At 72.4% G+C, this 13,969-nt stretch carries 16 protein-coding genes; 10 read left to right on the forward strand and 6 right to left on the reverse strand.

Annotated features, from left to right (window positions below; translation table 11 throughout):
- Positions 1 to 35: 35 nt before the first annotated feature.
- The 3 genes from R4I43_RS11990 to R4I43_RS11995 all read right to left on the reverse strand — a co-directional run bounded on the left by R4I43_RS11990 (position 36) and on the right by R4I43_RS11995 (position 2,317).
- Positions 36 to 1,364: a dicarboxylate/amino acid:cation symporter gene (locus tag R4I43_RS11990; protein WP_407691231.1), complete on the reverse strand. Its 1,329-nt coding sequence runs from the start codon at positions 1,362 to 1,364 to the stop codon at positions 36 to 38.
- A gap of 98 nt (positions 1,365 to 1,462) precedes the next feature.
- Positions 1,463 to 1,543: a putative leader peptide gene (locus tag R4I43_RS34300; protein WP_407691237.1), complete on the reverse strand. Its 81-nt coding sequence runs from the start codon at positions 1,541 to 1,543 to the stop codon at positions 1,463 to 1,465.
- A gap of 147 nt (positions 1,544 to 1,690) precedes the next feature.
- Positions 1,691 to 2,317, reverse strand: coding sequence for a Maf family protein (locus R4I43_RS11995; protein WP_324265670.1), 627 nt, complete (start codon positions 2,315 to 2,317; stop codon positions 1,691 to 1,693).
- 50 nt (positions 2,318 to 2,367) lie between these two features.
- On the opposite strand from R4I43_RS11995, the gene R4I43_RS12000 reads away from it, so the two are divergent.
- The 3 genes from R4I43_RS12000 (at position 2,368) to R4I43_RS12010 (ending at position 4,722) form a co-directional block, all read left to right on the forward strand.
- On the forward strand, positions 2,368 to 3,195 hold the full coding sequence (locus R4I43_RS12000) for a biotin--[acetyl-CoA-carboxylase] ligase (RefSeq protein WP_324265671.1): 828 nt from the start codon (positions 2,368 to 2,370) through the stop codon (positions 3,193 to 3,195).
- Positions 3,196 to 3,267: 72 nt separating this feature from the next.
- Entirely contained in the window at positions 3,268 to 3,774 is a 507-nt protein-coding gene (locus R4I43_RS12005; protein ID WP_324265672.1) for a PH domain-containing protein, read from the forward strand.
- Entirely contained in the window at positions 3,775 to 4,722 is a 948-nt protein-coding gene (locus R4I43_RS12010; RefSeq protein ID WP_324265673.1) for a hydroxymethylglutaryl-CoA lyase, read from the forward strand. It begins immediately after the preceding gene.
- On the opposite strand, the gene R4I43_RS12015 is transcribed toward R4I43_RS12010, so the two are convergent.
- Positions 4,719 to 5,168 carry a MaoC family dehydratase gene (locus tag R4I43_RS12015; protein ID WP_324265674.1) on the reverse strand — a complete coding sequence of 150 codons (450 nt, stop codon included), beginning with the start codon at positions 5,166 to 5,168 and terminating at the stop codon, positions 4,719 to 4,721. The genes R4I43_RS12010 and R4I43_RS12015 overlap by 4 nt on opposite strands.
- A gap of 193 nt (positions 5,169 to 5,361) precedes the next feature.
- On the opposite strand from R4I43_RS12015, the gene R4I43_RS12020 reads away from it, so the two are divergent.
- The 5 genes from R4I43_RS12020 (at position 5,362) to R4I43_RS12040 (ending at position 10,364) form a co-directional block, all read left to right on the forward strand.
- Positions 5,362 to 5,799: a YbaB/EbfC family nucleoid-associated protein gene (locus R4I43_RS12020; protein ID WP_324265675.1), complete on the forward strand. Its 438-nt coding sequence runs from the start codon at positions 5,362 to 5,364 to the stop codon at positions 5,797 to 5,799.
- A gap of 2 nt (positions 5,800 to 5,801) precedes the next feature.
- Positions 5,802 to 6,122, forward strand: coding sequence for a hypothetical protein (locus tag R4I43_RS12025; RefSeq protein WP_324265676.1), 321 nt, complete (start codon positions 5,802 to 5,804; stop codon positions 6,120 to 6,122).
- A 4-nt stretch (positions 6,123 to 6,126) separates the two neighbouring features.
- Positions 6,127 to 8,148, forward strand: coding sequence for a glycohydrolase toxin TNT-related protein (locus R4I43_RS12030; protein ID WP_324265677.1), 2,022 nt, complete (start codon positions 6,127 to 6,129; stop codon positions 8,146 to 8,148).
- Positions 8,145 to 8,447, forward strand: coding sequence for a hypothetical protein (locus R4I43_RS12035; protein ID WP_324265678.1), 303 nt, complete (start codon positions 8,145 to 8,147; stop codon positions 8,445 to 8,447). The genes R4I43_RS12030 and R4I43_RS12035 overlap by 4 nt, the downstream gene beginning before the upstream one ends.
- Before the next feature lie 129 nt (positions 8,448 to 8,576).
- On the forward strand, positions 8,577 to 10,364 hold the full coding sequence (locus R4I43_RS12040) for a DUF2339 domain-containing protein (protein ID WP_324265679.1): 1,788 nt from the start codon (positions 8,577 to 8,579) through the stop codon (positions 10,362 to 10,364).
- 78 nt (positions 10,365 to 10,442) lie between these two features.
- Here R4I43_RS12040 and hisN read toward each other — a convergent pair whose 3' ends face one another.
- Complete coding sequence (gene hisN, locus R4I43_RS12045; RefSeq protein ID WP_324265680.1) at positions 10,443 to 11,219, reverse strand: histidinol-phosphatase; 777 nt, start codon at positions 11,217 to 11,219, stop codon at positions 10,443 to 10,445.
- A gap of 119 nt (positions 11,220 to 11,338) precedes the next feature.
- Here hisN and R4I43_RS12050 point away from each other — a divergent pair, with 119 nt between their 5' ends.
- Both R4I43_RS12050 and R4I43_RS12055 read left to right on the forward strand, forming a co-directional pair.
- A complete protein-coding gene (locus R4I43_RS12050; RefSeq protein ID WP_324265681.1) occupies positions 11,339 to 12,013 on the forward strand; it encodes a response regulator transcription factor in 675 nt (224 codons plus the stop codon).
- A 6-nt stretch (positions 12,014 to 12,019) separates the two neighbouring features.
- Complete coding sequence (locus R4I43_RS12055) at positions 12,020 to 13,294, forward strand: ATP-binding protein (protein ID WP_324265682.1); 1,275 nt, start codon at positions 12,020 to 12,022, stop codon at positions 13,292 to 13,294.
- Between the two features lie 3 nt (positions 13,295 to 13,297).
- Here the strand turns inward: R4I43_RS12055 and R4I43_RS12060 are convergent, their stop codons facing one another.
- A complete protein-coding gene (locus R4I43_RS12060; RefSeq protein ID WP_324265683.1) occupies positions 13,298 to 13,819 on the reverse strand; it encodes a GtrA family protein in 522 nt (173 codons plus the stop codon).
- Between the last annotated feature and the right edge of the window lie 150 nt (positions 13,820 to 13,969).

Here is a 13,969-nt window from a genome sequence, read left to right on the forward strand (position 1 = left end):
CGGCCCGGTGCGCTCAGCACCGGGCCGTGAGGAGCTCAGGCGGTCGCCGGCTCGCGGTCGAGCAGCGGCGGGGCGCTGGGGGTGGCCAGCACCTCGTCGTCGAGGACGTTCTCGCTGCGGGCCACCACGACCGGGACGACGATCTGGCCCGCGACGTTGGTGGCGGTGCGCATCATGTCCATGATCGGGTCGACCGCGAAGGCGATCGCGATGCCGGTGGCCACCACCTCGGGCGGGAAGCCCAGCGCGCCCACGGTCAGGGTGAGCATGGTGAACCAGCCGGTCACGCCCGCGGTGGCGATCGAGCCGAACACCGCGACCGCGATGATCGTCAGGTACTGCACCGGGCCGAGGTGGATGCCGAAGAGGTTCGCGATGAACATCGAGCCCACGGCCGGGTAGATCGCCGCGCACCCGTCCATCTTCGTGGTGCTGGCCAGCGGGACCGCGAAGCTGGCGTAGGACGACGGCACGCCGAGGTTCTCGGTCGCCTGCCGGGTCATCGGCAGGCTCGCGCCGGAGGAGCGGGAGACGAACGCGAACTGCAGGACCGTCCAGGTCTTGGCGAAGAAGCGGGCCGGGCTGACCTTGGCCACCAGCGACAGCAGCAGCGGGTACACCGCGAACAGCACCAGCAGGCAGGCCACGTAGGTCGAGCCGATCAGCTTCACCAGCGGCAGGAAGAACTCGTTGCCGTAGCTGGCCACGGCGTTGCCGATCAGGCCGAGGGTGCCCAGCGGGGCGAGCCGGATGATCCAGCCGAGCACGCGCTGGATGACCTCGAAGGCGGCCTTGTTGAAGGCGACGAACGGCGCCGCCTTGTCACCGAGGCTGTAGGTGGCCGCGCCGATGATCAGCGACACGAACACCACCTGCAGCGTCTCGCCCTCGGCGAAGGCGCTGATCAGGTTCTCCGGCACCAGGCCGTTGAGCAGGTCCAGCCAGGAGCCCTGCGTCTTCTGGCCGATGGCCTGCAGCTTCTCCGGATCGGGCTCGATGACCAGGCCGCGTCCCGGCTGGAACAGGCCGCCGACCAGCAGGCCGATCACCACGGCGATCAGCGAGGTGATGGCGAACCACAGCGCGGTCTTGCCGCCCAGCCGCGCGGCGGTGCGGCCGCCGCCGAGCGAGCGGAGGCTGTTGATGCCCACCACGATCGCGGTGAAGATCAGCGGCAGCACGGTGAAGCTGAGCAGCTTGGTGAACGTCGAGCCGATGGTGTCCAGGGTCGTGACCAGCCAGTCGGCGCCGGTCTGCTTGGCGATCCAGCCGAGCAGCGCGCCGAGCACCAGGGAGGCGAGCACGGCGACCGCGAACAGCTTCGGGTTGAAGCGCAAGCGCGACCGCGCAGCGGTAGTGGACACGGAGATCTCCTGAAGTCGTGAAGGATGGGTGCGACGAGGGGCGCGAGCGGGCGCCGGGGGATCGGCCGAGTGGGGTCGTCAGCTCGGGCCGGAGGAGATCAGCGACAAACGCAGCTGGCCTGCCGTCGAAGATCGACGTGCAGGCGGGAAGTCAGGAACCACCGTCGCGGGATGCCCATAGCGACTTCAATTAACCACTCGATCGAGCGATTAAGTCCCGGAGGTGGCCGAAATGTGCCGACGTTCACCCCGATGTCGGCATCGCCCGGGTGCGACGCGGCCCGATCAGGCCGCTCGCTGCCCTGACGTGAGGAGCTGAGCCGGGCTCAGGAGGTGGGGCGGTTCCAGAGGTCGGTGATGGTGAGGCCGAGGTCCGCGAGGAGCTTCCGGGTGAGCGGCAGGCTGATGCCCAGCACGCTGGAGGGATCACCGTCGACGCCCTCGATGAACCAGCCGCCGAAGCCCTCGAGGGTGAAACCGCCCGCCACGTGCAGGGGTTCACCGGTGGCGACGTAGGCGTCGATCTCGGCTTGGGTGGGCGTGCCGAAGCGGACCGCGGTGCCCAGGTGGCCCGCGGTGCGATCGGTGATCTCGCCGTCGCGCACCCGGATGATCGCGTGCCCGGTCAGCAGCTCGGCGCTGGTCCCGGCGTTCTGCGCCCAGCGCTTGGCGGCCACCTCCGGCGTGCCGGGCTTGCCGACGATCTCGCCGTCGGCCTTCAGCAGCATCGAGTCGCACCCGACGACGACCGCGTCGGGCTCGGCGAGTTCGGCCGCGACCGCTTCGGCCTTGGCCTGCGCCAGCGCGGTGACCAGCTCGTGCGGAGCGGGATCGGTCAGCGACGCGGTGACCGCGTCCTCGTCGACACCCGAGACCTGCACCAGCGGTTCGATCCCCGCTGAGCGCAGCACGGACAGGCGGGCGGGCGAGGCGGAAGCGAGCACGAAACGCACGAGGACGATGCTAGAGGCCGTGCTCGCGCCGTTGTGCATAGGCTGAGCGGGTGAGCACCGAGGTTCTGCTTGACGGGGACCGGCTGCGGCGGCGGCTGGTCGACGACGGCCCCTACGCGGCCCTGGACGTGGTCGCGGTGACCGGCTCCACCAACTCCGACCTGTCCGAGGCCGCGGCCAAGGGCGGCGCGGACCGGACCGTGCTCATCGCCGAGGAGCAGAGCGCCGGGCGCGGCCGGTTGCAGCGGCGGTGGGTCTCGCCACGCGGCTCCGGGCTGTTCGTCAGCGTGCTGCTGCGTCCCGGGGTCCCGCCGTCGGCGGTGTCGTGGATGCCGCTGATCGCCGGAGTCGCCCTCGCCGAGACCGTCGAGCGCACCACGAGCGTGCCCGCCGGGCTGAAGTGGCCCAACGACCTCCTGCTCGGCTCCGGCGATGACTGGTTCAAGGGAGCCGGGATCCTCTCCGAGGCGGTCGCCGGATCGGACGGCATCGCGCTGGTGCTGGGCATGGGCGTCAACATCCGGCAGCAGCGCGACGAGCTGCCCGCCGGTGCGGGCGGCCTGCCCGCCACCTCGTTGGCGGCCGAAGGCGCCGAGGTGGACCGCGAGGAGTTCGCGGTGGCCCTGCTCGAATCCCTCGCCGAGGTCGAGGGTCGCTGGCGCGAGGCGGACGGCGACGTGGTGCCCACCGGGCTGCTCGACCGCTACCGCCGGTTGTGCCGAACCCTCGGCCAGCGGGTGCGGGTCGAACTGGGTGATCACGACCTGCGCGGGGTGGCCGAGGACGTCGACTCCGGCGGAAGGCTCGTGGTGCGCGCCGACGACGGGCGGACCAGCGAGGTGTCGGCCGGCGACGTCGTGCACATCCGACCGAGTTGAACGTTCTCCGCGCTCGGGCGCGGCCGGTAACGTGATTCCCAGACCGGCGTCGAGGGCTGAGGAAGGGGAACGGTGGCCTACCCAGACGGCCTGCTGCACGACGACGAGGACGTGGTCGTGCACAAGCACCCGCACTGGAAGATGCTGCTCGGCCCGGTGCTGGTGCTGTTCGTGGTGGTCGGCGGTGCTTCTTACCTGGCGGCGCTGGTGGCGACGACGCCGTGGCGGTTCCCGGTGTGGATCGCGCTCGGCGTGGTGGGCCTGGTGCTGATCGTCTGGCTGACCCTCGCCCCGCTCGCCCGCTGGCGCACCACGCACTTCGTGATCACCACGCACCGGCTGATGGTGCGGGAGGGCGTGTTCACCAGGTCCGGCATCGACATCCCGATGTGGCGGATCAACTCGGTGCGCTCCCGGCGCGGTCTGGTGGACCGCGTCTTCGGCTGCGGAACCTTGGTGGTCGAGTCGGCGTCGGACGAACCGCTGGAATTCGACGACATCCCGCAGGTGGAGCAGGTGCAGACGCTGCTCTACCGAGAGGTGGGCGATGGTGCCGGACACCGGGCGCAGGAGGGCTGAATGGGATCACGTGAACTGGGCTTGCCGATGCGGGTCCCCTCGCCGGAACCGGCGGGCCTGCCCGCCGAGGTGACGATCTGGGAGGTCGGCGCGCGCGACGGCCTGCAGAACGAGAAGGAGATCGTCCCGCTCGAGGTGAAGCTGGAGTTCCTGCGGCGGCTGGCCGATGCCGGTCTCGTGGTGCTGGAGGCGACCAGCTTCGTGCACCCGAAGTGGGTTCCGCAGCTGGCCGACGCCACCGAGCTGCTGGCCGGGCTCGACCAGGCCCCCGGGGTCCGGTACCCGGTGCTGGTGCCCAACGAGCGCGGCCTGGACCGCGCGCTGGACGCGGAGGTGCGCGACATCGCGATCTTCGCCTCGGCGACCGAGACGTTCGCGCAGCGCAACCTCAACAGCGGCCTCGACTCCCAGTTCGCCATGTTCGACCCGGTGGTCTCGCGCGCGGTCGGCGAGGGCATCGCGGTGCGCGGCTACCTGTCGATGTGCTTCGGCGACCCGTGGGAGGGCCCGGTGCCGGTCGAGCAGGTGGTGACCGCGGGCAAGCGCCTGCTGGAGATGGGCTGCTTCCAGCTGTCCCTGGGCGACACCACCGGCGTGGCCACGCCGGGTCACGTGGAGGCCCTGCTGCGCGCGTTCGCCGCCGCCGGGGTCGAGGTCGGCGAGCTGGCGGTGCACTTCCACGACACCTACGGCCAGGCGCTGGCCAACACCAGCACCGCCCTCCGGCACGGCGTGTCCACTGTGGATTCGTCGGCGGGTGGGCTGGGCGGTTGCCCCTACGCCGAGTCCGCGACCGGCAACCTCGCCACCGAAGACCTGGTCTGGATGCTCGAAGGCCTCGGCATCGAGCACGGCGTCGACCTCGACGCCCTGGTCGGCACCAGCCTCTGGATGGCCGAACAACTGGGCAGGCCGAGCCCTTCCGCGGTGGTGAAGGCCCTCGGCTAGTCCTGCTCGCGGGTTCCGAACATTCCCAGGAAGCTGAACCGCAGGACGCGCTCGCCTTCCCGGTCGGCGGTGCCGGTGATCTCCACCAGGCCGAGGTCGGGCTTGCTCCGGGAGCGTCGCTGGCCGGTGACCTCCACGCCGAAGTGCAGCACATCTCCCGGGAAGACCGGCGCCATCCAGGTCAGCTCGTTGCCGCCGGGCGAACCCTGCGAGGTCGAATCGGCCAGCACGTGATCGACGTAGGCGCGCATCCACAGCGACGCGGTGAACCAACCGGACGCGCACAGTCCGCCCAGCACCGAGTTCTTGCCCGCCTCCTCGTCGAGGTGGAACGGCTGCGGGTCGAAGCGGGCGTTGAACGCCAGCATCTCCTCGCGGTCGATCTCGACCTTGCCCAGATCGAAGGTCCGCCCCGGCGTCAGGTCCTCGTACGCGATGGTCGCCATGCCGCCATCCTCGCAGGTGCTGGGCGTGGACGACGTTGAGAGGGTGCTCACAGGCCGCCTCGCCGACCGGCGATTTCCGAGCGCGAGCAGCGTCGGACTGGTGAAAACCGCGCCCTGGCGTGGAACCATCGAGAGGTCGGTGCGTCCCATCCACGAGGGCACCGACCGCCGGCGGCAGGGGAGGGAAGCGGCAGTGCCAACCGACCACAGGACCCAAGTCGACGAGCTGGTCGCCGAGTACCGGCGGAACCGGGAACGCCTGGCCGGGACCCGGCGCGACCTCGCCGCCGTCACCGCCACCGCGAGCAGCGACGACGGGCGGGTGCGGGTCGTCGTCGGTCCGCGCGGTGAGCTGACCGACCTCGTCCTCGCCGACGACGTGCGGATGCGCCCCGCCGAACTCGCCGCCACCATCGTCCGGCTCAGCGTCGAGGCCGCCCGGGCCGCAGCGGAACGCTCCGCCGACGTGCTCGCCGAGGTGCTGCCCGCCGGAACCGACCCCGAGCTGCTGCTCGGCCCACCGCCGGAAGCGGTGCCGCGCAACGAAACGCGGCCCGCCGACGACGAAGTTGAGGACGAGGACTTCTCCGACGCCAGCTGGTTGCAGCAGGGCCCGACGGGACGGACGTGAGCATGGGCGGTTTCCGCAGCGACGTCGAGCAGCTGGCGCACCGCGCCGGCGAGTTCGAGGACCTCGCCGGCCAAGCGCAGCGCATCGCCGACGCCCTGCGGCAGGCGGTGGACGCCGCAGGAGCCTGCTGGGGCGACGACGACTTCGGCACCCGCTTCGCCGAGTCCCACTTGCCGAAGGCCGACGAAGCGCTGGCAGCGGCCGCGAAACTGCCCGGAGAGCTCCGCGAGCTGGGCGAGGAGTTCGCCGCCGCGGCCGACACCACGCGGCAGACCGACGCCGACAACGCCGACCTGCTCCGCCGACTCGCCGGGGAGGTGTGAGCCCGTGGGCATCGAACTCCCCGCTGAACTCCGCGACGTCGCCGCCCGAGCCGGAGCCCGCTGGCCCGCCGCCGACGAAGACCTGATGCGCGAATCCGCCGCGGCCTGGCGCGAAGCCGCGACCTCGCTGGACTCGCTCACCCGCGACGCCGACACCACCGCGCAGGGCGCGCTGCGCTCCTTCGAAGGCGCGGCCGCGCAGGCGGCGGGCCGGGAGTGGGACGCGCTAGCCGCCGGCGACGGCCTGCTGCCCACCACCGCGAAGCAGTGCCTCGACGCCGCCGATCGCCTGGACCGCGCGGCCGAGCAGATCGGCACCGCCAAGGTCGAACTCGTGCGGGAGCTCGTCTCGCTGGCCAAGCAGACCGACGCCGCCGAGCAGGCCGCTGCCGCCGGGCACCCGCAGGCCCTGGCCGGTCTCGACTCGGCGCTCAGCGGCGCGGCGGCCAACGTCGCGCGCGTGCACGAGGACCTGTCCACCGCGCTCGGCACCGGTGCCCGGGAGGCGTCCCAGGGCGCCTCCGGTGCTCTGGCGGAGGTCGGCGCCACCGCAGGCCATACGCTGGACACCGGAACCGGGTCCGCTGAATCCATAGTGGACTCGGCGGGAGTCGGGGATGTCGGTGACGTGGTCGGAGATGCGGAACGTGGTCTGCGGGAAACAACCGGGGGAGCCGAGGGTGCGCAGGACACCCTCCGCGAAGCGGTTCCGGAAGGCGGCATCGGTGCCCCCGCTCCCGCTGCTCTCGGGTGGGGGCAGGAGATGTCCGAGGCGGGAACCGGGCCGATCCCGGTGATCGGCCCCATCGGCGGGCAGCCGGACGACGCGCCCAGCACCGCGCCGCACGCCGTGCACACCGCGTGGGCAGGTTCGCAGCCCGGAACGCAACCACCGCCGCCACCAGCGGGTTTCACCGCGCCACCGCCGCCGCAGCAGCAGCCCGGCGGCTTCGCCGTCGCGCCTGGAGGCCCGGCCGCGCCACCACCGCCGCAGCAGGGCCCGGCGCCGGCGCGCTCGCCGCAACCGCCCGCGCCGCCCAACCGGGGGCCGGTCGCTCACGGACAGGTCGTACCGCCCGCGCCGCAAGGCCAGCACGTCCCGAACCGGCCCCAGGCGCAGGCGCCCCAGAACCAGCCCGGTCCGGCGGCGAACGTGCAGCGCGGGGCGCTGCGCCCGCTGCCGCCGCAGGCCCAGCCCGCACCGGCGGCGCCGGAACCGCAGCAGCGCCCGCTCCGCCACGGGCCGCGCAACGCCGACGTGGTGGCCTTCGTGCTGCACCAGTTCCCCATCGGCTACATGCCGGTGGCCGCCGACCAGGCCAGCAGGCAGCTGCCCGCGCACGAACCGCCGGAAACCCGCGAGGGGCTGAACTTCCCGCCGCAGGATCACCCCCGGTCCGACCTGGTCGACGACACCGACGCGCTGCGCCGCGCCCGGTCGGCCGCGGTCTACGAGGACGCGCGGCGCGACAGCGGGGATCGCGCCGAGCGCGACAGCGTCCCGGCGGAACTGCTCGCCGGGCACGACCCGCTCGGCGAGCTCAGCGAGCTCGACTGGGAACGCCGCTACGCCAACCGGGAAGGCGACCAGCCCGATCACCGCTGGCCGCAGGAGTTCCCGGAAGGCGGGTTCGAGCCGGGCGAGGCCGTGGTGCTGGAACCCGACACCGTCATCGACCTCCTCGGCAGCGGCGACGGGAGGCTCTTCTGCGCTGCGGCAACGCCTTTCGCGCACCGCTCGCTGCCACCGGAGCACGCCGAGCGGGACTACCGGCGCTACCGGCTGCTGCGCCCGCTGCCGGTGTGGCGGTCGGTGGCCGCGCCGTGGTTCGAGCAGCCCGGCGGCGGAATCCGCTACCGCGCCACGTATTCCGCCACCGACCTGGTCGGGCTCGGCTACCTGGTGGAGCTGACCAAGGCCCGAGAGCTGTCCGAGGCCTCCACCCTGCGGCTGGTGCTCACCGGCAGCACCGACGGCGAACAACCCCCGGACGAGCGAGAACGGCAACAGGAGAGCACGCGGTGAACAGCGAATCGGTACTCGGCTGGCTGGTCGCGATGGGAGTCCCGGAAGAACTGATCTCCATCGGCACCGAATCCGAAGACGCCTGGTGCCTGCTGCGCGCAGAATCCGAGTCCGGTCCGGCCTGGGAGGTCTTCTGGCGCGAGCAGGGCAACCGCTACGACTGGGCCAGCTTCAGCAACGAGCAGGTCGCCTGCTTCTACCTGTTCGGCCGGCTCACCTGGACCCAGGCCCTCCGCGGCGTCGTCGGCCCGGTCGACGTCACCAGCACCCCGCCCCGAGGAACCCCGCTCCCCAAGTGATCCCGCGCGCCAGGGGCGAAAACCGCAGGAATCGTCCGAATCCTGCGGTTTTCGCCCCTGCTGAAGCGGTGCGGGCATCTGAGTAGTGCTACTGATGCCGCGGGTGGGCGTGGCGTGGATCATGTCGGCATGTCGCAACCGCACCAGGGAGACACCCTTCAGCTGGTCGCAGGTGAGTTGGCCGCGATCGGGCAGCGCCTGTCGTACCTGGGCAGCGTGCTGCAGACCGAGGCCGCGAACCGGCCGCAGGAGGCGCCCGCGCCACCGGCCGCTCCGGCCCAGCCCGCCGAGCCGGTGCCCGCCCACTCGCCGCAGGTGGCCGAGCCGCGCCGACGGTTCCGGGCGGACCTGGAACCGAGCCGGGTGCTGGCCTGGGTCGGCGGCGGGGTGACCCTGCTCGGCGTGGTGTTCCTGCTGGTCCTCGCGGTCCAGCAGGACTGGTTGGGCCCGGCGGCCCGGGTCGCGGGCGGAGCGCTGCTGGCCGCGCTGCTGATCGCCGCCGGCTGGTGGGTGCACCGCAAGGCCGCCGAGCAGCGCGTGGCCTCGATCGCCCTGGCCACCACCGGTTTCGCCGCGATGTTCCTCGACGTCGTCGCCGCGACCGCGCTCTACGGCTACTTCCCGGTTCCCGCCGGGCTCGGCATCGGCCTGGTCGTCGCGATCGGCGGGCTGCTGCTCTCCGACCGCTGGCAGGCGCAACCGCTGGCGATCGGCGTGGTCCTCGGTTCCGCGATCTGCGCGCCGATGATCACGCAGGGGGCCGACGCCCTGCTGATCGGCTTCGTGGTGCTGCTGCAGGTCGCCGCGGCGCCGGTGCAGGTGCGGCAGGGCTGGGGCGGGCTCGCGCTCGCCGCCGGCGTTCCGTCGGTGCTGGCCGCGCTGGTCGGCGCCTTCTGGGGCTTGGCCTACCCGAACCCGGTGCTGGTGCCCGCGATCCTGGCGGCCGCGGTGCTGGGCATCGTCATCGCCGCCGTCACCGCCGGTTTCCGGCCCGCGGCCGAACGCACCGCGATCGGGCTGCTCGTCGCCGCACCGACGCCGTCGTTCCTGGCCGGGCCGCTGCTGCTGGAACGCGCTGAGGCGACCGCGACCGGCGTCGGCATGGCGTTGCTGCTGGCCGCGATCTGGGCCGTCGGGCGCTACCTGCCCGCCTTCGCCGACTGGTTGCCGAGCCGCTTCCTGGCCGCGGTCGGAGCGATGGCCGTGGTGGCCGCCGGGCAGGCGACGATCACCGCGCTGGACGTGTCGAGCTGGGCGACCGGCCTGCTGTGCGAGGCGCTGCTGCTCACGGTCGCCGGGCATCTGCTGCGGCGCGGCGGGATCCTGCTCGGCGCCGCCTGCTACGCGGTGTTCGGGTTCTTCCTGGCCCTGGGCAACGAGGTCCCGGTCGACGCGTTGCTGTGGTCCGACGACGGCACCGGCGTGGCCGGTCTGGTCGCCGGTCTGCTGATCGCCGTCGTCGCCGTCGCGCTGCCCACCGCCGGTGTGCGCATCGGCAAGATCGCCAGCCTGCCGAAGTCGCTGCCGCTGTGGGCCTCGGCCGCGCTGGCGCTGCTCTACGGCACGGCCAGCGCCACGATGGCGGCCTGCCTGCTGGTCAGCGAATCGCGCGGTGCGTTCCTGACCGGGCACATCCTGATCACCCTGTGCTGGGTGATCTTCGCGATCGCGCTGCTGCTGCGCGGTGTCCGCGTCCGGCACCTGCGCATCGGCGGACTGGTGCTCACCGCCGTGTCGCTGGCGAAGCTGCTGCTGTTCGACCTGGCCACCCTGGACGGTTTCGCCCGCGTCATCGCCTTCCTGTGCGCAGGCCTCATCCTGCTCACCGCGGGAGTCGGCTACGCCCGCCTGCTGAGCCGCCCATCGGCTGAGCGGCCACCTCGGAACGCGTGCGAGCGGCGTAGCCGCGAGGCGTGAAGACCGCCCTCGCAGCTGGCACCGACGTCTGAGGTTCCGCTGCTCGCACCGCCGAGCAAAGCGAGTCGATGCAGGTGGTCAGCGCTCCAGCAGGCGCAGCGCCTCGTCGTGGAGGTGGCCGTTGGTGGACAGGGCGTTGCCGCCGTCGTAGCGGGCCGCGCCGGAGAGGTCGGTGAACCTGCCACCGGCCTCCTCCACCAGGACCTGCGCCGCCGCCACGTCCCACGGGTTGACGATCGGTTCCGCGGCGATGTCGATGGCGCCCTCGGCGACCAGGCAGTGGTGCCAGAAGTCGCCGAACGCCCGGTTCTCCCAGCACGCGTCGATCAACCGCAGGTAGGACTCCCGCGAGTGGTGCTCCACCCACGTGCCCAGGTGCGTGGTCGACACGTAGGCGTCGGCGGTGTCGCGCACCCCGGACACCGAGATCCGCTCCGGCTCGCCCTGCCCGGTCCGGCACCAGGCGCCCTCACCGGAAGCCGCCCACCAGCGCTTGCCGAGGGCCGGTGCGCTGATCACGCCGACGATCGGGCGCTGCCCGTCGACCAGCGCGATCAGCGTGGCCCACGCGGGAACCCCGCGCAGGAAGTTCTTCGTGCCGTCGATCGGGTCCAGCACCCACGCCCTGCCGTCGCCCGTCGTGCCGCCGCGCTCCTCACCGGCGACGACGTCACCGGGCCGGTGCTCGGCGATCACCTCGCGCACCGCGTCCTCCACCGCCAGGTCGGCGTCGGTCACCGGGGTGCGGTCGGGTTTGCGGTCGACGCCGAGATCGCGGGCGCGGAAGCGCGCCGTGGTGATCGTGTCGGCAACGTCGGCCAGCTGCTGGGCGAGGTCGAGATCGCTGGTGGTCACGAGCGTGACCCTAAACCGTGCCGCTCGGCGAGCAGCCGAGGCGGTACCAGCACGGCCGGGCCCGCGTGCAACAGCCCACGCGGCGGACGGGATCTTGCGCGCCATCTAGTCTGGGAGGTGTGAGCGTGGTGTTGCTGGCAGAAGACGATCCGGCCATCGCTGTGCCGCTGTCCCGGGCGCTGCAACGCGAGGGCTACACGGTGAAGGTGATCGAGGACGGTCCTTCGACGCTGCGCACCGCCTCCGAAGGTGGCGTTGACCTGCTGGTGCTCGACCTGGGCCTGCCGGAGATGGACGGGCTGGAGGTGTGCCGCAGGCTGCGGGCGCAGGGCCGCGGGCTCCCCGTCCTGATGCTCACCGCGCGCACCGACGAGGTCGACTTCGTGGTGGGCCTCGACGCCGGCGCCGACGACTACGTGGCCAAGCCGTTCCGCCTCGCCGAGCTGATGGCCCGCATCCGCGCGCTGCTGCGCCGGGGCGCGCCGGAAACGCTGGAGGCCTCGGGCGTGCGCCTGGACCTCACCGCCCGGCGGGTGCTGGTCAACGAGCACGAGGTGCAGCTGGCCAACAAGGAGTACGAGCTGCTGCGGGTGCTGATGCAGCACGCCGGGCAGGTCGTGACCCGCGAGGACATCCTCGAAGAGGTCTGGCCGGAGTCCGACCGCAAGGGCAGCAAGACCCTCGACATGCACATCTCGTGGCTGCGTCGGAAGCTCAGCGACAGCAACGGGCGGCTCGACGAAACCCGCATCGCCACCGTTCGCGGCGTCGGGTTCCGGTTCAACTCGGGCTAGTCGTCGATGCGTCGCCGGATCCTGCAGGCCACGCTGCTCGCGGTGGCCGTCACCACGGTCGTGCTGGGCCTCCCGCTGGGCTTCAGCGCGCTCAAGCTCGTCCAGGACCTGACCGGCGCCGACCTGTCGACCCGGGCGCAGCAGATCGCCACCCTGCTCGACGAGCAGGTCGCCAACCAGCGCCCGATCGACCTCAACGCGGTGCGCCTCGCCGTCCCGAAGGGCGCGCGGCTGGTCGTGCGCACCCAGGCCCACGACTACGTCTACGGACCGGATCCGGGCGAGGACCCGCTGGTCCAGAGCGTGCCGATGGTGCAGAGCGGCACGGTCACCATCGCCGCGCCGAGCGCCCCGGTGCGCACCCAGCAGCTGCAGGTCGCGGGACTGGTGCTGATGCTGGTGATCCTCTCAGCGGGTACCGGCATGTTCGTCGCCTCGGTGACCGCGCGGCGGCTCGCCGACCCGCTGCGCCACGTCGCCGCCCGCGCCGCCCGGCTCGGCGCCGGTGACTTCCGCCCCGATCCGCAGCGGCACGAAGTTCCCGAGCTGGACCGGGTCGCCGACGCGCTGGACGCGTCCGGCGCGGCGCTGTCCCAGCTGGTGCAGCGGGAACGCGAACTCGTCGGCGATGTCTCGCACCAGCTCCGCAGCCGTCTGACCGCCTTGCACCTGCGGCTGGAAGCCCTGGCCGCGGTGGAGGACACCGACGTCGCCGAGGAAGCCGGGGCAGCCCTGGAGCAGGCCGAACGCCTCTCGGCGGTGCTCGACGATCTGCTGGCCGCCGCGACCGCCGCGCGCGCCCGCGACGCCGAACCGCTGGACGTGACAAGCCTGCTCAACCAGGTCGCCGAGGAGTGGCGCGAACCGCTGCGCGCGCAGGGCCGCTCGCTGCGGCTCAAGATCGGCGACGAACTCCTGGCGCGGGCCACCCCGGCCCGGCTGCGCGAGGCGATCGGCGTGCTGCTGGACAACGCGCTGCGGCACGGCGAAGGCCCGGTCACGCTGACCGCCCGCCACGGCGGCGGCACCGTGCTCATCGAGGTCGCCGACGCCGGATCGGGTGTGCCGGACGCCCTGGTCCCGCACGTCTTCGAGCGCGGCTTCTCCGGCCACGGCTCCACCGGGGTCGGGTTGGCGCTGGCCAGGGCGCTGGTGGAGGCCGACGGCGGTCGCCTGGAGCTCGGCCAAGCCCGGCCGGCGATGTTCGAGGTCTTCCTCCGCATCGCCCGCGCCGACGACGTGCTGGGCCTGCCGTGGAAGCCGGAACCGACCCCGCGCTGAGCCTCAGCGGGCCATCGCGCGGTCTCGGGGCCGGGCCTGCTCGTGGTCGGTGGGGAAGACCCACTTGCGGAAGGCCCACCAGCGGAACGCCATGCCCAGCAGCAGGCCCACGATCTGGCCCGCGGTGAAGTCGGCGATCTCCTCGACGAGCCTGCTGGTGAACGGCGTCTGCAGGTGCAGCACGTAGCGCGAGACCCACAGCGGCGCCGAGTACAGGCCGACGCCGATGCCGCTGATGATGAAGTACAGCGTCGCCTCGTGATGCCTGCGATGACCGCCGCGGGTGCGGAACGACCAGTCGCGGTTGAGCACGTAGGACACCAGCGTCGCCACCAGCACGGCGATGACCTTCGAGGTCACGGGCTTGGGCGAGAGGATCGTCAGCTTCAGCGCGTAGAAGATGCCCGTGTCGATGAAGAAGGTGATCGCGCCGACGACACCGAACTTGAGCAGCTCCCGGTGCCGCAACGCGAGAGCTCGGTACGCCTGCGGAACCCGCTCGAGCACCGAATCTGCAACGGACACGGCCCCGAGTCTACGGAGTGGTCCCGGGCACACGGCCCAGGACCGGAGTAGGCCGTCTCACTTTTCCGGCTCCGTGCCGTGCCCGGTCGTGGGGGGGGGGGGCGGGGCGCGGGGGGCGCGGGCGGGGGGGGGGGCCGGCGAGGGGGGCAG

Origin of the sequence: Saccharopolyspora mangrovi (assembly GCF_035320975.1) — a bacterium.
GTDB lineage: Bacteria > Actinomycetota > Actinomycetes > Mycobacteriales > Pseudonocardiaceae > Saccharopolyspora > Saccharopolyspora mangrovi.

Excerpts from the sequence above, each read along its gene's own strand:
- R4I43_RS34300 (WP_407691237.1), bottom strand. The coding sequence starts at position 1,543 with ATGGGCATCCCGCGACGGTGGTTCCTGACTTCCCGCCTGCACGTCGAT.
- R4I43_RS12010 (WP_324265673.1), top strand. The coding sequence starts at position 3,775 with ATGGGATCACGTGAACTGGGCTTGCCGATGCGGGTCCCCTCGCCGGAA.
- R4I43_RS12015 (WP_324265674.1), bottom strand. The coding sequence starts at position 5,168 with ATGGCGACCATCGCGTACGAGGACCTGACGCCGGGGCGGACCTTCGAT.
- R4I43_RS12025 (WP_324265676.1), top strand. The coding sequence starts at position 5,802 with ATGGGCGGTTTCCGCAGCGACGTCGAGCAGCTGGCGCACCGCGCCGGC.
- R4I43_RS12040 (WP_324265679.1), top strand. The coding sequence starts at position 8,577 with ATGTCGCAACCGCACCAGGGAGACACCCTTCAGCTGGTCGCAGGTGAG.
- R4I43_RS12055 (WP_324265682.1), top strand. The coding sequence starts at position 12,020 with ATGCGTCGCCGGATCCTGCAGGCCACGCTGCTCGCGGTGGCCGTCACC.